The organism is Paenibacillus sp. NRS-1781 (genome assembly GCF_050467745.1).
Classification (GTDB): domain Bacteria; phylum Bacillota; class Bacilli; order Paenibacillales; family Paenibacillaceae; genus Paenibacillus; species Paenibacillus terrae_A.
Map to the genome: position 1 here is coordinate 19,964 of NZ_JBITPI010000049.1, position 14,036 is coordinate 33,999.

18 protein-coding genes are annotated in these 14,036 nt (G+C 48.8%); all 18 read left to right on the forward strand.

Features of this window, described 5'->3' with window-relative positions; translation table 11 throughout:
• The first annotated feature begins 197 nt into the window (after positions 1–197).
• The 18 genes from ACIFO6_RS18155 (at position 198) to nusB (ending at position 14,035) form a co-directional block, all read left to right on the forward strand.
• On the forward strand, positions 198–785 hold the full coding sequence (locus ACIFO6_RS18155) for a YqhR family membrane protein (RefSeq protein WP_430042594.1): 588 nt from the start codon (positions 198–200) through the stop codon (positions 783–785).
• Between the two features lie 81 nt (positions 786–866).
• On the forward strand, positions 867–1,940 hold the full coding sequence (locus tag ACIFO6_RS18160; protein ID WP_430042595.1) for a M24 family metallopeptidase: 1,074 nt from the start codon (positions 867–869) through the stop codon (positions 1,938–1,940).
• Positions 1,941–1,973: 33 nt separating this feature from the next.
• Positions 1,974–2,531: an elongation factor P gene (efp, locus tag ACIFO6_RS18165; protein ID WP_044647663.1), complete on the forward strand. Its 558-nt coding sequence runs from the start codon at positions 1,974–1,976 to the stop codon at positions 2,529–2,531.
• Positions 2,532–2,731: 200 nt separating this feature from the next.
• Positions 2,732–3,985 carry an aspartate kinase gene (locus tag ACIFO6_RS18170; protein WP_430042597.1) on the forward strand — a complete coding sequence of 418 codons (1,254 nt, stop codon included), beginning with the start codon at positions 2,732–2,734 and terminating at the stop codon, positions 3,983–3,985.
• Positions 3,986–4,336: 351 nt separating this feature from the next.
• Positions 4,337–5,332: a stage III sporulation protein AA gene (gene spoIIIAA / locus ACIFO6_RS18175; protein ID WP_430042599.1), complete on the forward strand. Its 996-nt coding sequence runs from the start codon at positions 4,337–4,339 to the stop codon at positions 5,330–5,332.
• Positions 5,325–5,843 carry a stage III sporulation protein SpoIIIAB gene (gene spoIIIAB / locus ACIFO6_RS18180; protein ID WP_430042601.1) on the forward strand — a complete coding sequence of 173 codons (519 nt, stop codon included), beginning with the start codon at positions 5,325–5,327 and terminating at the stop codon, positions 5,841–5,843. The genes spoIIIAA and spoIIIAB overlap by 8 nt, the downstream gene beginning before the upstream one ends.
• A 12-nt stretch (positions 5,844–5,855) precedes the next feature.
• Positions 5,856–6,059: a stage III sporulation protein AC gene (gene spoIIIAC / locus ACIFO6_RS18185; protein ID WP_137063563.1), complete on the forward strand. Its 204-nt coding sequence runs from the start codon at positions 5,856–5,858 to the stop codon at positions 6,057–6,059.
• A gap of 8 nt (positions 6,060–6,067) precedes the next feature.
• Positions 6,068–6,457: a stage III sporulation protein AD gene (gene spoIIIAD, locus ACIFO6_RS18190; RefSeq protein WP_025683336.1), complete on the forward strand. Its 390-nt coding sequence runs from the start codon at positions 6,068–6,070 to the stop codon at positions 6,455–6,457.
• 12 nt (positions 6,458–6,469) lie between these two features.
• Complete coding sequence (gene spoIIIAE / locus ACIFO6_RS18195) at positions 6,470–7,660, forward strand: stage III sporulation protein AE (RefSeq protein WP_430042604.1); 1,191 nt, start codon at positions 6,470–6,472, stop codon at positions 7,658–7,660.
• A gap of 38 nt (positions 7,661–7,698) precedes the next feature.
• Entirely contained in the window at positions 7,699–8,469 is a 771-nt protein-coding gene (gene spoIIIAF, locus ACIFO6_RS18200) for a stage III sporulation protein AF (RefSeq protein ID WP_430042606.1), read from the forward strand.
• Between the two features lie 16 nt (positions 8,470–8,485).
• Entirely contained in the window at positions 8,486–9,127 is a 642-nt protein-coding gene (gene spoIIIAG / locus ACIFO6_RS18205; protein ID WP_430042608.1) for a stage III sporulation protein AG, read from the forward strand.
• A gap of 59 nt (positions 9,128–9,186) precedes the next feature.
• On the forward strand, positions 9,187–10,014 hold the full coding sequence (locus tag ACIFO6_RS18210; protein ID WP_430042610.1) for a SpoIIIAH-like family protein: 828 nt from the start codon (positions 9,187–9,189) through the stop codon (positions 10,012–10,014).
• A 138-nt stretch (positions 10,015–10,152) separates the two neighbouring features.
• Positions 10,153–10,644: an acetyl-CoA carboxylase biotin carboxyl carrier protein gene (gene accB, locus ACIFO6_RS18215; protein ID WP_430042611.1), complete on the forward strand. Its 492-nt coding sequence runs from the start codon at positions 10,153–10,155 to the stop codon at positions 10,642–10,644.
• Positions 10,645–10,707: 63 nt separating this feature from the next.
• Positions 10,708–12,051: an acetyl-CoA carboxylase biotin carboxylase subunit gene (gene accC / locus ACIFO6_RS18220; protein ID WP_430042613.1), complete on the forward strand. Its 1,344-nt coding sequence runs from the start codon at positions 10,708–10,710 to the stop codon at positions 12,049–12,051.
• A gap of 125 nt (positions 12,052–12,176) precedes the next feature.
• Positions 12,177–12,590: an Asp23/Gls24 family envelope stress response protein gene (locus ACIFO6_RS18225; RefSeq protein WP_014282228.1), complete on the forward strand. Its 414-nt coding sequence runs from the start codon at positions 12,177–12,179 to the stop codon at positions 12,588–12,590.
• A 73-nt stretch (positions 12,591–12,663) separates the two neighbouring features.
• The gene (amaP, locus tag ACIFO6_RS18230) at positions 12,664–13,203 is read left to right on the forward strand and encodes an alkaline shock response membrane anchor protein AmaP (RefSeq protein WP_283657139.1); all 540 of its coding nucleotides are present in this window, start codon (positions 12,664–12,666) and stop codon (positions 13,201–13,203) included.
• Between the two features lie 15 nt (positions 13,204–13,218).
• Positions 13,219–13,452: a DUF2273 domain-containing protein gene (locus tag ACIFO6_RS18235; RefSeq protein WP_014282226.1), complete on the forward strand. Its 234-nt coding sequence runs from the start codon at positions 13,219–13,221 to the stop codon at positions 13,450–13,452.
• 133 nt (positions 13,453–13,585) lie between these two features.
• Positions 13,586–14,035: a transcription antitermination factor NusB gene (gene nusB, locus ACIFO6_RS18240; protein ID WP_430042616.1), complete on the forward strand. Its 450-nt coding sequence runs from the start codon at positions 13,586–13,588 to the stop codon at positions 14,033–14,035.
• Position 14,036: the final 1 nt, after the last annotated feature.

Here is a 14,036-nt window from a genome sequence, read left to right on the forward strand (position 1 = left end):
ACACGTGCTTTTTGTATATTGTATCGAATTTGGAAGGGAATATCTAGTTGAGTGTTAAACTCATCCCCATCGGAGCATACTACCTAGCAAAATGGATATGCACGAATCCATCGGAAATGCATTCTTCTTTATGCGCCAATAAAAGTCATCCTTTTCGCATGGAAAAAGTTTGGCATCTTGAAAGGGGATCAATCAACATGAGTGAAGCCTACTCCATACCCAAGGCAGGCCATGATCAGGAACAGACTCGCGAATCTCAGGATCAACGCGACCATAACAATAATAACAGCCGTAGAGGCAGGCAGCAGTCGGGCAAAATACATACGCCACTTATTCCTTTTGCACTCGAACTGGGCTTTTTTGCGGGCTTGCTCTGGGGCTTGCTGCGCTGGTTGTTTTATACATTGCATTTTACGGTAGTCGCACCGGGATTTTTGGCAGAGCCTTTTTTCAAGCATTCGTTCATGAAAACGACGGCGGGGCATCTGGTGGGTCTACTGTTTTTTATGGCATTATCAGTTGTAGTATCGCTGGTGTACACATTGATGTTTCGTAGATATAAGGGGCCTTTGCCTGGCATCGTGTACGGTCTGGTCTGGTGGGTTATTTTATTCGTGTTGACAGGTCCGAAGCTCGGGATGATGAATCCGCTTCATCGTTTGACCTGGGATTCCATATATACGGAAATTTGTGTGTTTATACTGTGGGGGCTATTTATCGGATACACCGTTGCTGTTGAGTATACGGACGAGAGAAAGCGCGAGCCTGAGAAAGCTGGGGACTGAGCACAACAAAAACTTCTCAAGCGGCTATCGCCTGTGTTAAAATAGCATTTGGTTATTTGACAGAGGGGAGCGGGATGAAAGATGAAGAATGACCGGGTGTTAAAGCTGCGGCAGGCGCTGGGCGAGCATGATCTGCGGGCTATATTGATTACAAGCCCTGTCAACCGCCGATATTTGACAGGATTCACAGGTTCGTCGGGTTATGTGCTGATTACGGAATCTCACAGCTACCTGCTGACCGACTTTCGTTATATGACACAGGCTGCCGAACAAGCGGCAGGTTTTACGGTGGTGCAGCACGCTGCACAAGTCATGGAAACGGTGAAAGAGCTGTTGTCCTCCCATCAGATCGGCGAAACAGGCTTCGAGCAGGATCATGTATCTGTTGCGACGCATAAAGCTTACAGTGAAGATTTGTCCCCTGTTACATTGATTCCAGTATCGGGAATTGTAGAAAAGCTACGGGTGTACAAGGATGCGGAAGAACTGGAAGTGATGCAGCGGGCGGCGGATTTGGCAGATGCTACATTTGCACACATTTTGCCTTACATCAAACCGGGTGTCAGCGAGCGTGAGCTGGATCTGGAAATGGAATTCTTCATGCGCAAGCAGGGAGCTACGTCTTCCTCCTTTGACACGATTGTGGCATCCGGGGTTCGTTCGGCACTGCCTCACGGTGTAGCTAGCTCCAAGTTGGTACAAGCGGGCGAACTGATTACGTTTGATTTCGGTGCGTTGCTGGATGGCTATTGCTCCGATGTGACACGTACAGTAGCTACACAAGGGGATTTGTCGCCGCAGCTACGTGAGATCTACGATATTGTGCTCAAGGCGCAGCTTCACGCGTTGGAACATATTAAGCCGGGCATGACGGGCCGAGAAGCGGATTCGCTGACACGGGATATTATTGCAAGCCATGGCTATGGAGACAATTTCGGACACAGCACAGGTCATGGTTTGGGTCTGGAAGTCCATGAATCCACGCGTCTGTCGAAGGCAAGCGATGATATTTTGGAGCCTGGCATGGTTGTAACAGTCGAACCAGGTATTTATGTACCTGGATTAGGCGGCGTGCGGATCGAGGATGATATCGTTATTACAGATAGCGGCATCAAGGTATTAACACATTCAAGCAAAGAATTTACAGTCGTTTAATAACGATAACAGTCCTGTAGGAGGGGTATTTTAGTGATTAACGTTAATGATTTCAAAACAGGCTTGACCGTCGAGGTAGACGGAGATATTTTTACAGTGCTGGACTTCCAACACGTAAAACCAGGTAAAGGTGCGGCATTCGTGCGCTCCAAGCTGAAAAACCTGCGTAACGGCAACACGGTTGAACGTACATTCCGTGCGGGTGAAACGATTGGCCGCGCGCAAATTGAAAACCGTGGTGTGTCCTACCTCTATGCGAGCGCAGACGAGCATACATTCATGGACAACGAAACATACGATCAATTCAACCTTTCCAGTGATCAACTGAAATGGGAACTTAACTTCCTGCAAGAAAACATGAATGTAAACATCATTAGCTATAATGGTGAAATTCTCGGGATTAACCTGCCTAATAGCGTAGAGCTGAAGGTTATTGACACGGAGCCGGGTATTAAAGGCAACACGGCTACAGGTGCTACCAAAAATGCTAAAGTTGAAACAGGACTGAACGTTCAGGTTCCTTTGTTTATCAACCAGGATGATGTACTGCTGATTGATACACGCGATGGTAAATATATTTCCCGCGCATAAAATGGTCTTGCTTCTCCATATCCTCTGTCCTTGTCAAGGACAGAGGATTATTTGTTATGAACAACTGTTATTAAAAAACATTGGCTCCGCATAGCACTTTCGTATTATACTGTACTAAAGTTATGCCGTAGGATGTCACGTTCAAGGTCGGTTGTGCCATCTCAAGGTTACATACTGTTGAGTCTGAGGGAGTGAATGTGTTGTCTTTGTATGTCATGAAATTCGGAGGCAGTTCCGTCGGTGATACGGAGCGCATGAAACGCGTGGCAAAACGCGTTGTTGAGAAGCAGAGTGAAGGGCATCAATGTGTAGTTGTTGTTTCTGCGATGGGGGATACAACAGACGAACTGATCGACCAGGCCAAATTGCTGAATGAGCAGTTGCCTGCACGTGAGTTGGATATGCTGATGACGACTGGCGAGCAAATTTCGATTGCATTGTTGTCGATGGCTATTCAGCAGTTGGGACATGAGGCGGTATCGTTTACGGGATGGCAGGCTGGTTTCCGTACCGAATCCGAGCATGGTCGGGCGAGAATTACCGACATCCAGCCTCAGCGGGTACTGGATGCACTAAGCAGCAATAAAATTGTCGTGGTTGCGGGTTTCCAGGGGATGTCTGCTGAAGGAGATATTACGACGCTGGGACGTGGTGGTTCTGACACAACGGCAGTTGCGCTGGCGGCGGCGATCCAGGCAGATGCTTGCGAAATTTACACAGATGTGGATGGCATATATTCTACAGATCCACGGATCGTGAAGGTTGCCCGCAAGCTGAAAGAAATTTCCTATGATGAAATGCTGGAATTAGCCAATCTGGGTGCGGCAGTGTTGCATCCACGTGCGGTAGAATATGCGAAACATAACCGGGTACCGCTGATTGTGCGGTCCAGTTTTAACCATAATGAAGGAACGGTCGTAAAGGAGGATGCAGTAATGGAGCAGGGCGTAGTAGTCAGTGGGATTGCATATGATAAAAATGTAGCAAGAATCAGTATTTTGGGCGTAGTCGATACTCCTGGTGTACTGGCGAAAGTATTCGGAACGCTGGCGGGAGCCAAAATTGATGTAGACATTATTGTGCAAAGCGGTGTTGAGGCTGGCAAAGCAGACTTTTCCTTTACAGTGGCTCTAACGGATCGCGAAGCAGCCTTGAAGACGTTGGAAGGCATTCGCACAGAGCTTCCATACCGTGAAGTGACGTCTGAAGAAAACCTCGTCAAAGTATCCATCGTAGGTGCAGGCATGGTCAGCCATCCAGGCGTTGCAGCGCAAATGTTTGCTGTGTTGGCAAAACAAGGCGTGAGCATTAAAATGGTAAGCACATCTGAAATCAAGGTATCGTGTGTGATCGAGGCAGGCAAACTCCATGAGGTCATTCAGGCGCTGCATACAGCGTACAATCTGGATACTGAGGAGCAAGCATTTGTAGGAGGACCGCAGGACCGTCGGTAATTGAATGGATTATTGCGCCTCCTAAATTCATAGTTTTATAATCATAGAATATAGCGGTAGGTTAAGAGGTTGTTTTTCAGCGAGTGATGGGCTGAAGGGCAGCCTCTTTTATTGTGAATCTATTGTTTTTGTTTCAGGGTATCCCTTAGCCGTCAAGGCTTCGGGGTGCCTTTTTTAATTTTTGCAGATTCCATGAAGGAGCTTTAGGTGGTGTGAAATATGTTTGTTAAAGGCGGATAGGAGCTTTGAAATCAACGACTAGGTTTTCGATATATTTTCGGCATAAAAAGCGAGAGTCGGCCATAGACTTGTCTTAAAGAAAGAGGACAACTGTGAGGGGGCGGCATCGGTATGGAATGGCTGGAGTTATTTCCCGAACCGTTGCACGGTATACTCGGAAAGCTTCCGGAAACGGTATTCAAGCAACTGGAGGAAATTCGGGTCCGGGAAGGAAGGCCGCTGGAAATTAATACAAATGGTGAACATCATTTTGTAACGTCCGCCGGTCGGCTGACTGTGAACCATATGGAAGCCTATAAGCCGGACCGGGAGGATGCCCACCGTTTGCTGGATTTTATCAGCAATCATTCCCTGTACACCATGGAGGAGGAGCTTCGCAAAGGGTTTATTACCATTCCCGGGGGTCACCGGATCGGGTTGGCGGGGAGAACGGTGCTGAGCAGAGGGCGAGTGGAGCATTTGAGGGATATAAGCAGCTTTAATGTAAGAATTGCCCGAGCGATTCCCGGTATAGCTGATCGCATATTGCCTTATGTAGCGGATCGAAAATCCGGTAAAATCCTTCATACCCTCATCTTGTCCCCGCCTCAGCATGGTAAAACAACACTGCTTAGGGACTTGGCCCGGCAACTAAGCTACGGGGGGATGGAAAGCAAAGGGGGGCGTCGAAGCGGGCTCAAGGTAGGCATTATAGATGAACGTTCGGAGATTGCCGGCAGTCACAAGGGCATTCCCGGTTTTGATGTTGGACCTCGAACCGACGTATTGGATGGATGTCCGAAAGCAGAAGGCATGATGATGATGATTCGTTCCATGTCGCCAGATGTGCTGATCGTCGATGAAATCGGCCGACCTGAGGATGCCGAAGCGGTGCGTGAAGCGCTTCATGCGGGGATCGCAGTCATTGCTTCCGCGCATGGACGTGATGTGGCTGAAATGGCGACCCGGCCTGCTTTTGCCGGATTGACTACAGGACAGGAGCTGTTTCAGCTCTACGTCATGCTGGAGCGGACGAGCCGGGGCGTCTCCTTCCGGCTGGCAGATGCCAAACAGCGCAGGCTGACACTGTCTGCGGAAGGGCAGAACGGAGGCATATTCTATGCTTAAGCTGCTGGGTGCCACGTTGGTTATACTCGCCGCTACGCTGGCTGGCTGGCAGCGGGCAAGGCAGTTTGCGCTGAGGCCGAGGCAGATCAGAGAGCTGATTCTCGCGCTGCAAAGGCTGACCACCGAGGTTTCCTACGGGGTATCGCCGCTACCGGATGCTTTTGCCAAGACGGGAGAGCCGTTGCGGGAACCGCTGCGAACCTTGTTCAAGCAAGCCTCACACTGGATGCACCCCTCCTTTGCGCTGACCGCCAGAGAAAGCCTGCATAAAGCGATTGAAGCCTCGTGGAGCCGCTCCAGTATGCAGCAGGCCGAGAAAGAAGCGATGCGGCAGCTAGCTTACAGTCTCGGAACCAGCGACCGTGAAGACCAGATCAAGCACATTGCGCTAACCATCCAGCAGCTATCCCATGAGGAAGCGCAGGCGCAGGCGGATCAGGTGAGATACGAGCGCATGAGCAGAAGCCTGGGACTGCTGATCGGAGCATTGATCGTCATTTTGATCTATTAGCGGGGTGCTCGAATGAATTTAGAAGTGAACGCTATTTTTCAGATTGCCGGAATTGGCATTATTATCGCCATGATTCATACCGTACTCAAGCAAATGGGCAAAGAAGACATGGCCCACTGGGTAACGGTCATTGGCTTTGTTGTGGTGCTATTCATGGTGGTACGAATGCTGGATGACCTTCTGCAAGAGATCAAATCTATCTTTCTTTTTCAGTAGGTGGACACATGGAAATCATTCAGGTGGTCGGCTTCGCCCTGATTGCCACAGTTCTTATTTTGGTCATTAAGGAACAGAAGCCGATGTTTGCTTTTCTGATTGCGACAGCCGCGGGAATCGTCATTTTTTTACTGTTGATTGGCAAGATTGGGTCCGTGGTTGCTGTGCTGGAGCGTCTGGCAAGGTCTTCGGGCATGGATATGATTTATTTTAAAACCGTGCTGAAAATTATCGGTATCGCTTATATTGCCGAATTTGGAGCGCAGGTGGTTCGGGATGCTGGACAAGACGGGATTGCTTCCAAAATTGAGCTTACAGGAAAGGTGCTCATCATGGTGCTGGCCATCCCGATTATCAGCATAATTATTGACACGATTCTGAAGCTGATGCCCGCCTGAGGGGGTGATGCCATGAAAAGGCTGGAGGGCATGCCGAATCTCAAAGTGGTTGCCATTTTGCTGCTATGCCTCTGGTGTGCCTCGGCTGTGGTCATGTTTGCAGATACACCTGCGAATGAATGGATCAGACAACAGGCGGAGCAGATGCCCAAAGATGAGGTAGAGCATTATTGGGACGGGCTGATGCAGCAATATGGCGGATTTTTCCCTGATCAAAAAACGCCCTCCTTCATGGATATGCTGCTTCCGGGCGGTGAAGGGTTCAGCATTAAAGGTGTATGGAGCGCCATAGCCGACTTTTTCATCCACGAAATTCGGGTGAATGCCAAGCTGCTCGTCACCATTGTCATGCTCAGCATTATGAGTATGGTGCTGGAAACGCTGCAAAGTGCATTTGAAAGTAATCAGGTCAGCAAAGTCGCCTATGCCATTGTCTACATGGTCATTATCATCCTGGCGATTAACAGCTTTAGTGTAGCGATTGGTTATGCAAAGGAAGCCATTGACAGCATGATTCAGTTTATGATGGCGATGCTGCCCCTGCTGTTTACCATGCTGGCTTCGATGGGCAACGTCGTAACGGTTTCGGTCACCCACCCGCTCATTATATTTATGATCAACACGGTTGGGGCGGTCATTCATACGCTGGTGTTTCCGCTACTGTTCTTCTCGGCGGTGTTGTATCTGGTCAACTCACTAACAGGCAAATACAAGCTGACCCAGTTAGCCGATCTGCTGCGTAACGCCGGAGTGGGGGTGCTGGGAGTGCTGCTGACCATTTTTCTGGGTGTCATTTCCGTACAGGGCTTGACGTCGTCTGTAACGGACGGATTAACGATCCGCACGGCCAAGTATATTACAGGCAGTTTTGTTCCGGTGGTTGGCAAGGCGCTGGCAGATGCGACAGATACGGTCATTTCGGCTTCGTTGCTCGTGAAAAATGCCATTGGTCTGGTGGGAGTCATCATTATCCTGTTCCTCTGCGCCTTTCCTGCCCTCAAGATTCTAACGCTGGCCCTGATCTATAAAGTCACAGCAGCGATTATGCAGCCTTTGGGAGATACGCCTATTGTGGAATGCCTGGACGCAATCGGTAAAAGCATGATATATGTCTTCGCAGCGCTGGCGGCAGTGGGTTTAATGTCCTTCCTTGCGATTACGATCATGCTCGCGGCAGGCAATATGACAGTCATGATGAGGTGAGTGAAGGATCGGAAATCAAACGGGGGGAGGGGAGTGACGTGACCTGGCTGGGAGGCTGGCTTAAGGAACTGGTACTGATTGTGCTGCTGGCTTCTTTTATAGATATGATCTTGCCAAGCCGTTCCATGGAAAGGTATGTCAAGCTCGTACTCAGCCTGCTTATTCTGCTGACGCTGCTTTCTCCAGTCGTGCGTTTGCTGAGTACCAGTCCCTCTGAGCTTCTGGGGCGCGCGTTTGATCTTCAACGTCAGGCAGAGACGGGCAAGGGCGAACCGACATTGGAGGAAATATTGGCAAAAGGCAACAAGCTGAAGCAGCAGCAGGAGCAAAGCTCCATGCAATGGGCTGGTCAAGAGGTAGCCAAGGAAATCAAGGGACAGCTGGAGCAGAGTACCGGGTTAGCGATTCAATCGGTTCAGGTTACGCTTGCTCAGATGAAGCAGGGAGCGTCCGATCTGGAGGCTGGAACGGGGATTCAGTCGGTCGTGGTTAAGCTGGCGGAGCAGCAGTCTGGGCGTAAGGAGAAAAACGCGAATGTCCCGCCAGATTCGGACTCCAAGCCGATTATGGTAGAGCCTGTCGCTGAAAAAGCAGTAAATATCCGTATAGAGCCAACTCCAGTAAAAGCATCGGACCAAGAGAAGAGAACGTTAGAGGGTACCAACAACCGTGTAGAAGGCTCTGATGGTGAAAAGACAGCAGATACGCAAGCTTTCGGTTTAATTACAGGACTGTTGCACGAAAAATGGGGTGTCGACAGCAAAAATGTGCAGGTGCTTTCTTCGCAGGACAGTACACATGAATGGTAACAGGAGGTGAGCAGACATGGGCAAATGGATGAAAAAGCTGGAGCAATGGATGGGCAGGGGGGCAGACGGGCCCAAAAGGTTTAATTCATTTCGCTGGCTGCTTATTCTTGGTCTTATCGGGGTCGCGATCATGCTTTTTAACTCGTTTGTCAATGTGAAAAAGGTGGACCCGGAAAATGTGGGGCGGGAGCCGCCTGGCGTGATGAAAAATGAACCCGCACTTCAGACAACGGGGGGTGAGGAAAGTTCCTTTGCCGGAATTGAGAAGGTGTTCGAAGATAATATGAAGCAGATGCTGGAGCAGATCGTTGGTGTAGGAACCGTCGATGTCATGGTTACAGTTGACTCCACCGAGGAAGTCATCGTTCAACGTAATGTGAAGGATATGCAGGAAGAAAATAATGAGACGGATGCCAATGGCGGTCAGCGACATACCACTCAATATACACGCGATGGAGAGATTGTCACCTATGAATCGTCAGGAGGTCAGCACACCCCGATTGTTACAAAAAAAGTAAAGCCGCAGGTGAGGGGCGTGCTGGTGGTGGCAATGGGAGCAGAAAATCCCACCGTGAAGCAGTTGATTGTGGATGCCGTACAGAAGGGACTTAATGTGCCTTCCTATAAAATTTCAGTTGTCCCGCGCAAGCAGGGATAGATTGAAATCATAATCAAGGATAAATGAAATCCTAATTTAATGATATTGGAGGACGGAACATGAATAACAAAAGACAAACCGTTTGGCTGGTGTCCATGCTGAGTTTAATGGTCGTGCTGTCTGCGTACTATCTGTTTACGGAGGATTCCAGCCCGGCTAACCCGCCTGTGGCGGACAGTGAGCAAGTGAGTAAGGTTAAGCAGGATACCGCCCAGGAAGCGACAGGCAAGGCAGAAGAGCAACTGAACGAGCTGAAAGTGAATGAAGTGGTGACCAATGGAGAAGTAACCGGTGAAGGGACTGCCTCTACCGCGAAGACGGACACGGCTGCGGCAACGGATCCTGCTACTGAATCTACTACAGGCGAAAATAAAGATACGGCATCTGCCCAAGCTGCTGAGTCTGCTAAATCGGATCAAAATACTACTGCTAACGCGCCGGATCCTGCGGCAAAAAGTGACGACAAAGCAGCATCCACCGCGAAAACGGACCAGCAGGTACTCGATCAGGTGGCAACCGAACAAGCCGCGAAGCCAACGGCCGCTGCGGTTATCGACAACTACTTGCTGGAGCGGGATGTGGAGAATCAAAAGAAAAACGATGAGCTGACGACTGCAATGAACGATAGCACTGCTAAGAAAGCCGCAGAAGCACAAAAAGAATTGCATGTGCTGGAAGACAAACAGGCGAAAATCACCGGAATTGAGGAAGAGCTTCAGCAGCAGTTCGCCAATGCGGTGGTTCGTGAGGAAGATGCTGATAAATACAAGGTAGTGGTTCTGAGTGAAAAACTGGATGCCAAACAAGCGGTAACGATCGTCGATAGGGTCATGAAAGAACTGAACGTAACGCAGGACAAGATCAGCGTCCAGTATGTTACACAATAAGACAAAACTCGAGAAAAAGCCCGGATTTCTGCACATTTCCGGGCTCTTTCTATTTTTAATGATTGTGATATAATACATAAAGCTGTTTCAACAATGTTATCAGCAACCGGCAAAATGCTGAAGGAGTGATTAATTGAGATGTTCAAATTAAGCGAGATTAAGGAATTGATCAAGCTGGTGGATGAAACGTCTGTGCATGAGCTTGAAATTGAAAATGAAGGAACTCGCCTGTTGATCCGTAAACCGGGTAAAAGCGAGATCGTTACGGTACATGCACCTGTGGCAGCACCTACTTATACGATGGCACCACAAGCTGCTATTCCGAATCCACAAGCACAGTCCGATGCAGGACATGCATCTGTTGGGGAGACTAAGGAATATGCAAGCAATCTACATAAAATCGTATCTCCGATGGTGGGCACTTTCTATAGTTCTTCATCCCCGGATACGTCTCCGTATGTGAGTATCGGCAGTAAAGTAGGCGAGAAAACAACGGTGTGTATTATTGAGGCGATGAAGCTGATGAACGAGCTGGAAGCTGAAGTGAAGGGCGAAATTGTGGAAATTTTGGCCGAAAACGGACAGTTGGTCGAGTATGGACAGCCATTGTTCCTTGTGAAACCGGAGTAAGACGCTCGCTTGAACCCTCTGTTTTGAGGGTTCAGCCAGGCTGCTCCCAGGGAGGATAAAGTCATGACATTTCAAAAAGTATTGATTGCGAATCGTGGGGAAATTGCGGTTCGTATCATTCGCGCTTGCCGCGAAATGAATATTTCGACGGTTGCCGTATATTCGGAAGCCGACAAGGACTCGTTACATGTGCGTCTCGCAGATGAGGCTTACTGTATCGGACCGACGCTGTCGAAGGACAGCTACCTGAATTTCACGAATCTGATGAGCGTTGCGACATTGACTGAATGTGATGCGATTCATCCAGGTTACGGATTTTTGGCTGAAAACGCCGACTTCGCTGAAATTTGCGAATCTTGCAATATTACGTTTATTGGTCCTTCTCCAGAAGCGATTAACAAAATGGGGGATAAGGCTGTCGCCAAGCAGACGATGAAGGATGCCGGGGTTCCGGTCATTCCGGGTTCGGACGGGCTGGTGGAGGATTTGCAGGATGCCATTACCATTGCTCGTGATATTGGCTATCCGGTAATCATCAAAGCCACAGCAGGTGGCGGTGGTAAAGGTATCCGTATCGCCGAGGATGAGGATAATCTTATTCAACAAATTACTACCGCTCAGCAGGAAGCGCAAAAAGCGTTCGGTAACGCAGGTGTGTATCTGGAAAAATATTTGACTGGTATGAAGCACGTGGAGATTCAGATCATAGCGGACAAGCACGGCAATGTTGCGCATCTGGGCGAACGGGACTGCTCTGTGCAGCGCCGTCGTCAGAAGCTGCTGGAGGAAGCGCCGTGTCCTGTACTTTCACAGGATGTGCGTGAAGAAATGGGTCAGGCAGCCGTTCGTGCGGCTTTGGCTGTACAATATTCCGGTGCGGGAACGCTGGAATTTTTGCTTGGACCGGATAATCAATTTTATTTTATGGAAATGAACACACGTATTCAGGTAGAGCATCCCGTAACGGAGATGATTACCGGTGTGGATTTGATTAAGGAAATGATTTTGGTCGCTGAGGGGCATCCGCTTTCCTTTACACAGGAAGAAGTCACCATCAATGGATGGGCGATGGAGTGCCGTATTAACGCCGAGGACCCTGATCGCAATTTTATGCCTGCACCGGGTAAAATCGGATTTTATCTACCTCCAGGCGGCCCTGGGGTACGGGTAGACAGCGCAGCATATCCAGGCTACAGCATTCCTCCTTATTATGACTCCATGATCGCCAAATTGATTGTGTGGGCGCCTACACGTCAGGAAGCGATTGCCAAAATGAAGCGGGCTCTGTCCGAATTTGCTATTGAAGGCATACCGACAACCATTTCTTTTCATCAACGTTTGTTGGAGCATCCGACCTTCATCAAGGGCGATTTTGATATTAAATTTTTGGAGGATAACGAAGTTTAATCGGTATATTTCCTTAGTTTGTCATAATGAACGCCAAATGATATAGTATGGATAATAAGTGAGCATGTCTGCTTTGAAATCCAAAGCTGAAGTGAAACTTATTTTGACCGAAAGGTGTTGAAGGTATGAGCACAGTGCCAACCGAATTCGAGCGTACAGAAATTGGGGAGATTCAGATTGCCCCGGAGGTTATTGAAGTCATTGCCGGACTGGCAACCGTTGAGGTGCCGGGTGTAGCGGGAATGAGTGGCGGATTTGCAGGTGGGTTTGCCGAACTGCTGGGCCGTAAAAATTTGTCCAAAGGTGTAAAAGTGGAAGTCGGACAGCGTGAAGCAGCTGTAGACGTCTCCGTCATCATCGAGTATGGTAACCGTCTGCCTGAGGTGGCTGCTGCTATTCAGCAGAACGTTAAGCGTTCCATCGAAACCATGACAGGTCTTAACGTTGTTGAAGTGAATGTGCAAATTCATGATGTTCAATTCAAAAGTGCCGAAAAAGTAGAAGAGCCGGAAGTTCTGGGCGCCGGACGGGTTAAATAGAGCGATACTTTGTACAAACCCCCGACCCGTAAGGGTCGAGGGTTTACTCTAATTTAAGGAGGCTGTGCGTTTCGTGGCTAAAGTTATGGACAGACTTCTGCTGTTCTTGTACAGCTTAAGTATCGGAATTATTTCCATTCTCGCCATCCTCCTCCTGAGCGGGGCCATTCCGTATGCCTTAAGCATTCAGGATGAGCGGATTGTGTGGTTTACCAGCCTGATTATTGCAGGAGTGCTGCTGCTTTTGAGTCTCCGGATTTTCTATATCTCCATTCGCCGAAACCAAACGGTACAGCATTCTATAGATCAACGAACGGAGTACGGCGACATTCAGATTTCAGTGGATACCATCGAAAATCTGTGTCTCAAAGCGGCCTCCAGATTTCGTGGGATACAGGATTTGAAAGCACGTATTCGCGTGCTGGAATCGGGACTTGATATTACGATTCGGGCGGTTGTGGACGGGGAAAGTTCTATTCCGGTGTTAACCTCCGAGGTACAAAAGGGGGTACACGACCATGTGGAAGAAATTACGGGAATTCCTGTGTCCAATGTGTCTGTGTACATCGCCAATGTTTCTCAGTCACCAAGCTTTAAGAGTCGTGTGGAATAGAGGTGATTTTCCCTGATGCCCTGGAAAGAAATATGGGGAAGTTACAAGGGCCGGATCACAGGGATTACGGCTGGCATTTTTTTCGGGTTTATTTATTTGTGGGCGGGCTTTTGGAATATGTTGTTCTTTGCATTGATGGTGTTCATCGGATATACGCTAGGAAGACGTAGCGACGCAGCGCTTGGTTCCCTCCTCCCTTGGAAGGAATGGAGCGACTGGCTGTCGCAACGTTGGCGTCCTTTTAAATGAACCCTGTGATACGCTTTCTCCAAAATAGAGCTGTAGCTTCTTTGCGCCCAACGTTTTGGAGGATGCGTTCACAGGTTTTTTTGTGGAATTGGTTAAAATGAAAAAAGATACAGGCAAGCGTAGGAGGCAGGGCATGAAAAGACGTCTGGCGAGGGAAATAGCGGTACAAAGCATGTACCAAATGGAAATGAACGAAGTGGATGCAGCAGCAGCAATAGATATGTTGCTCCAGGAAGCAGCAGAGGATAACGAAGCGGAAGTAGTCATCAAAAATGCAGCAGTGTTAAGGGCTTACGTATTGGAGCATGTGAGGGGTACCTGGGAACACAAGGAAGCGATTGACAAACTTCTCGTGGATTATCTTAAAGGCTGGCAGATCAGCAGACTTTCACGCGTGGATCGCCAAATTTTGAGACTGGCAGCATATGAAATGATTTTCCGTGAGGATGTTCCAGCTAAAGTTGCAGTTAATGAAGCGATTGAATTGTCCAAGCATTTTGGCACCGAGGAGTCAGGTAAATTTGTCAACGGTGTTCTGGGACGGATTATACAAGAGTTGGAGCAACTAAAAGCACAGTTTTAAG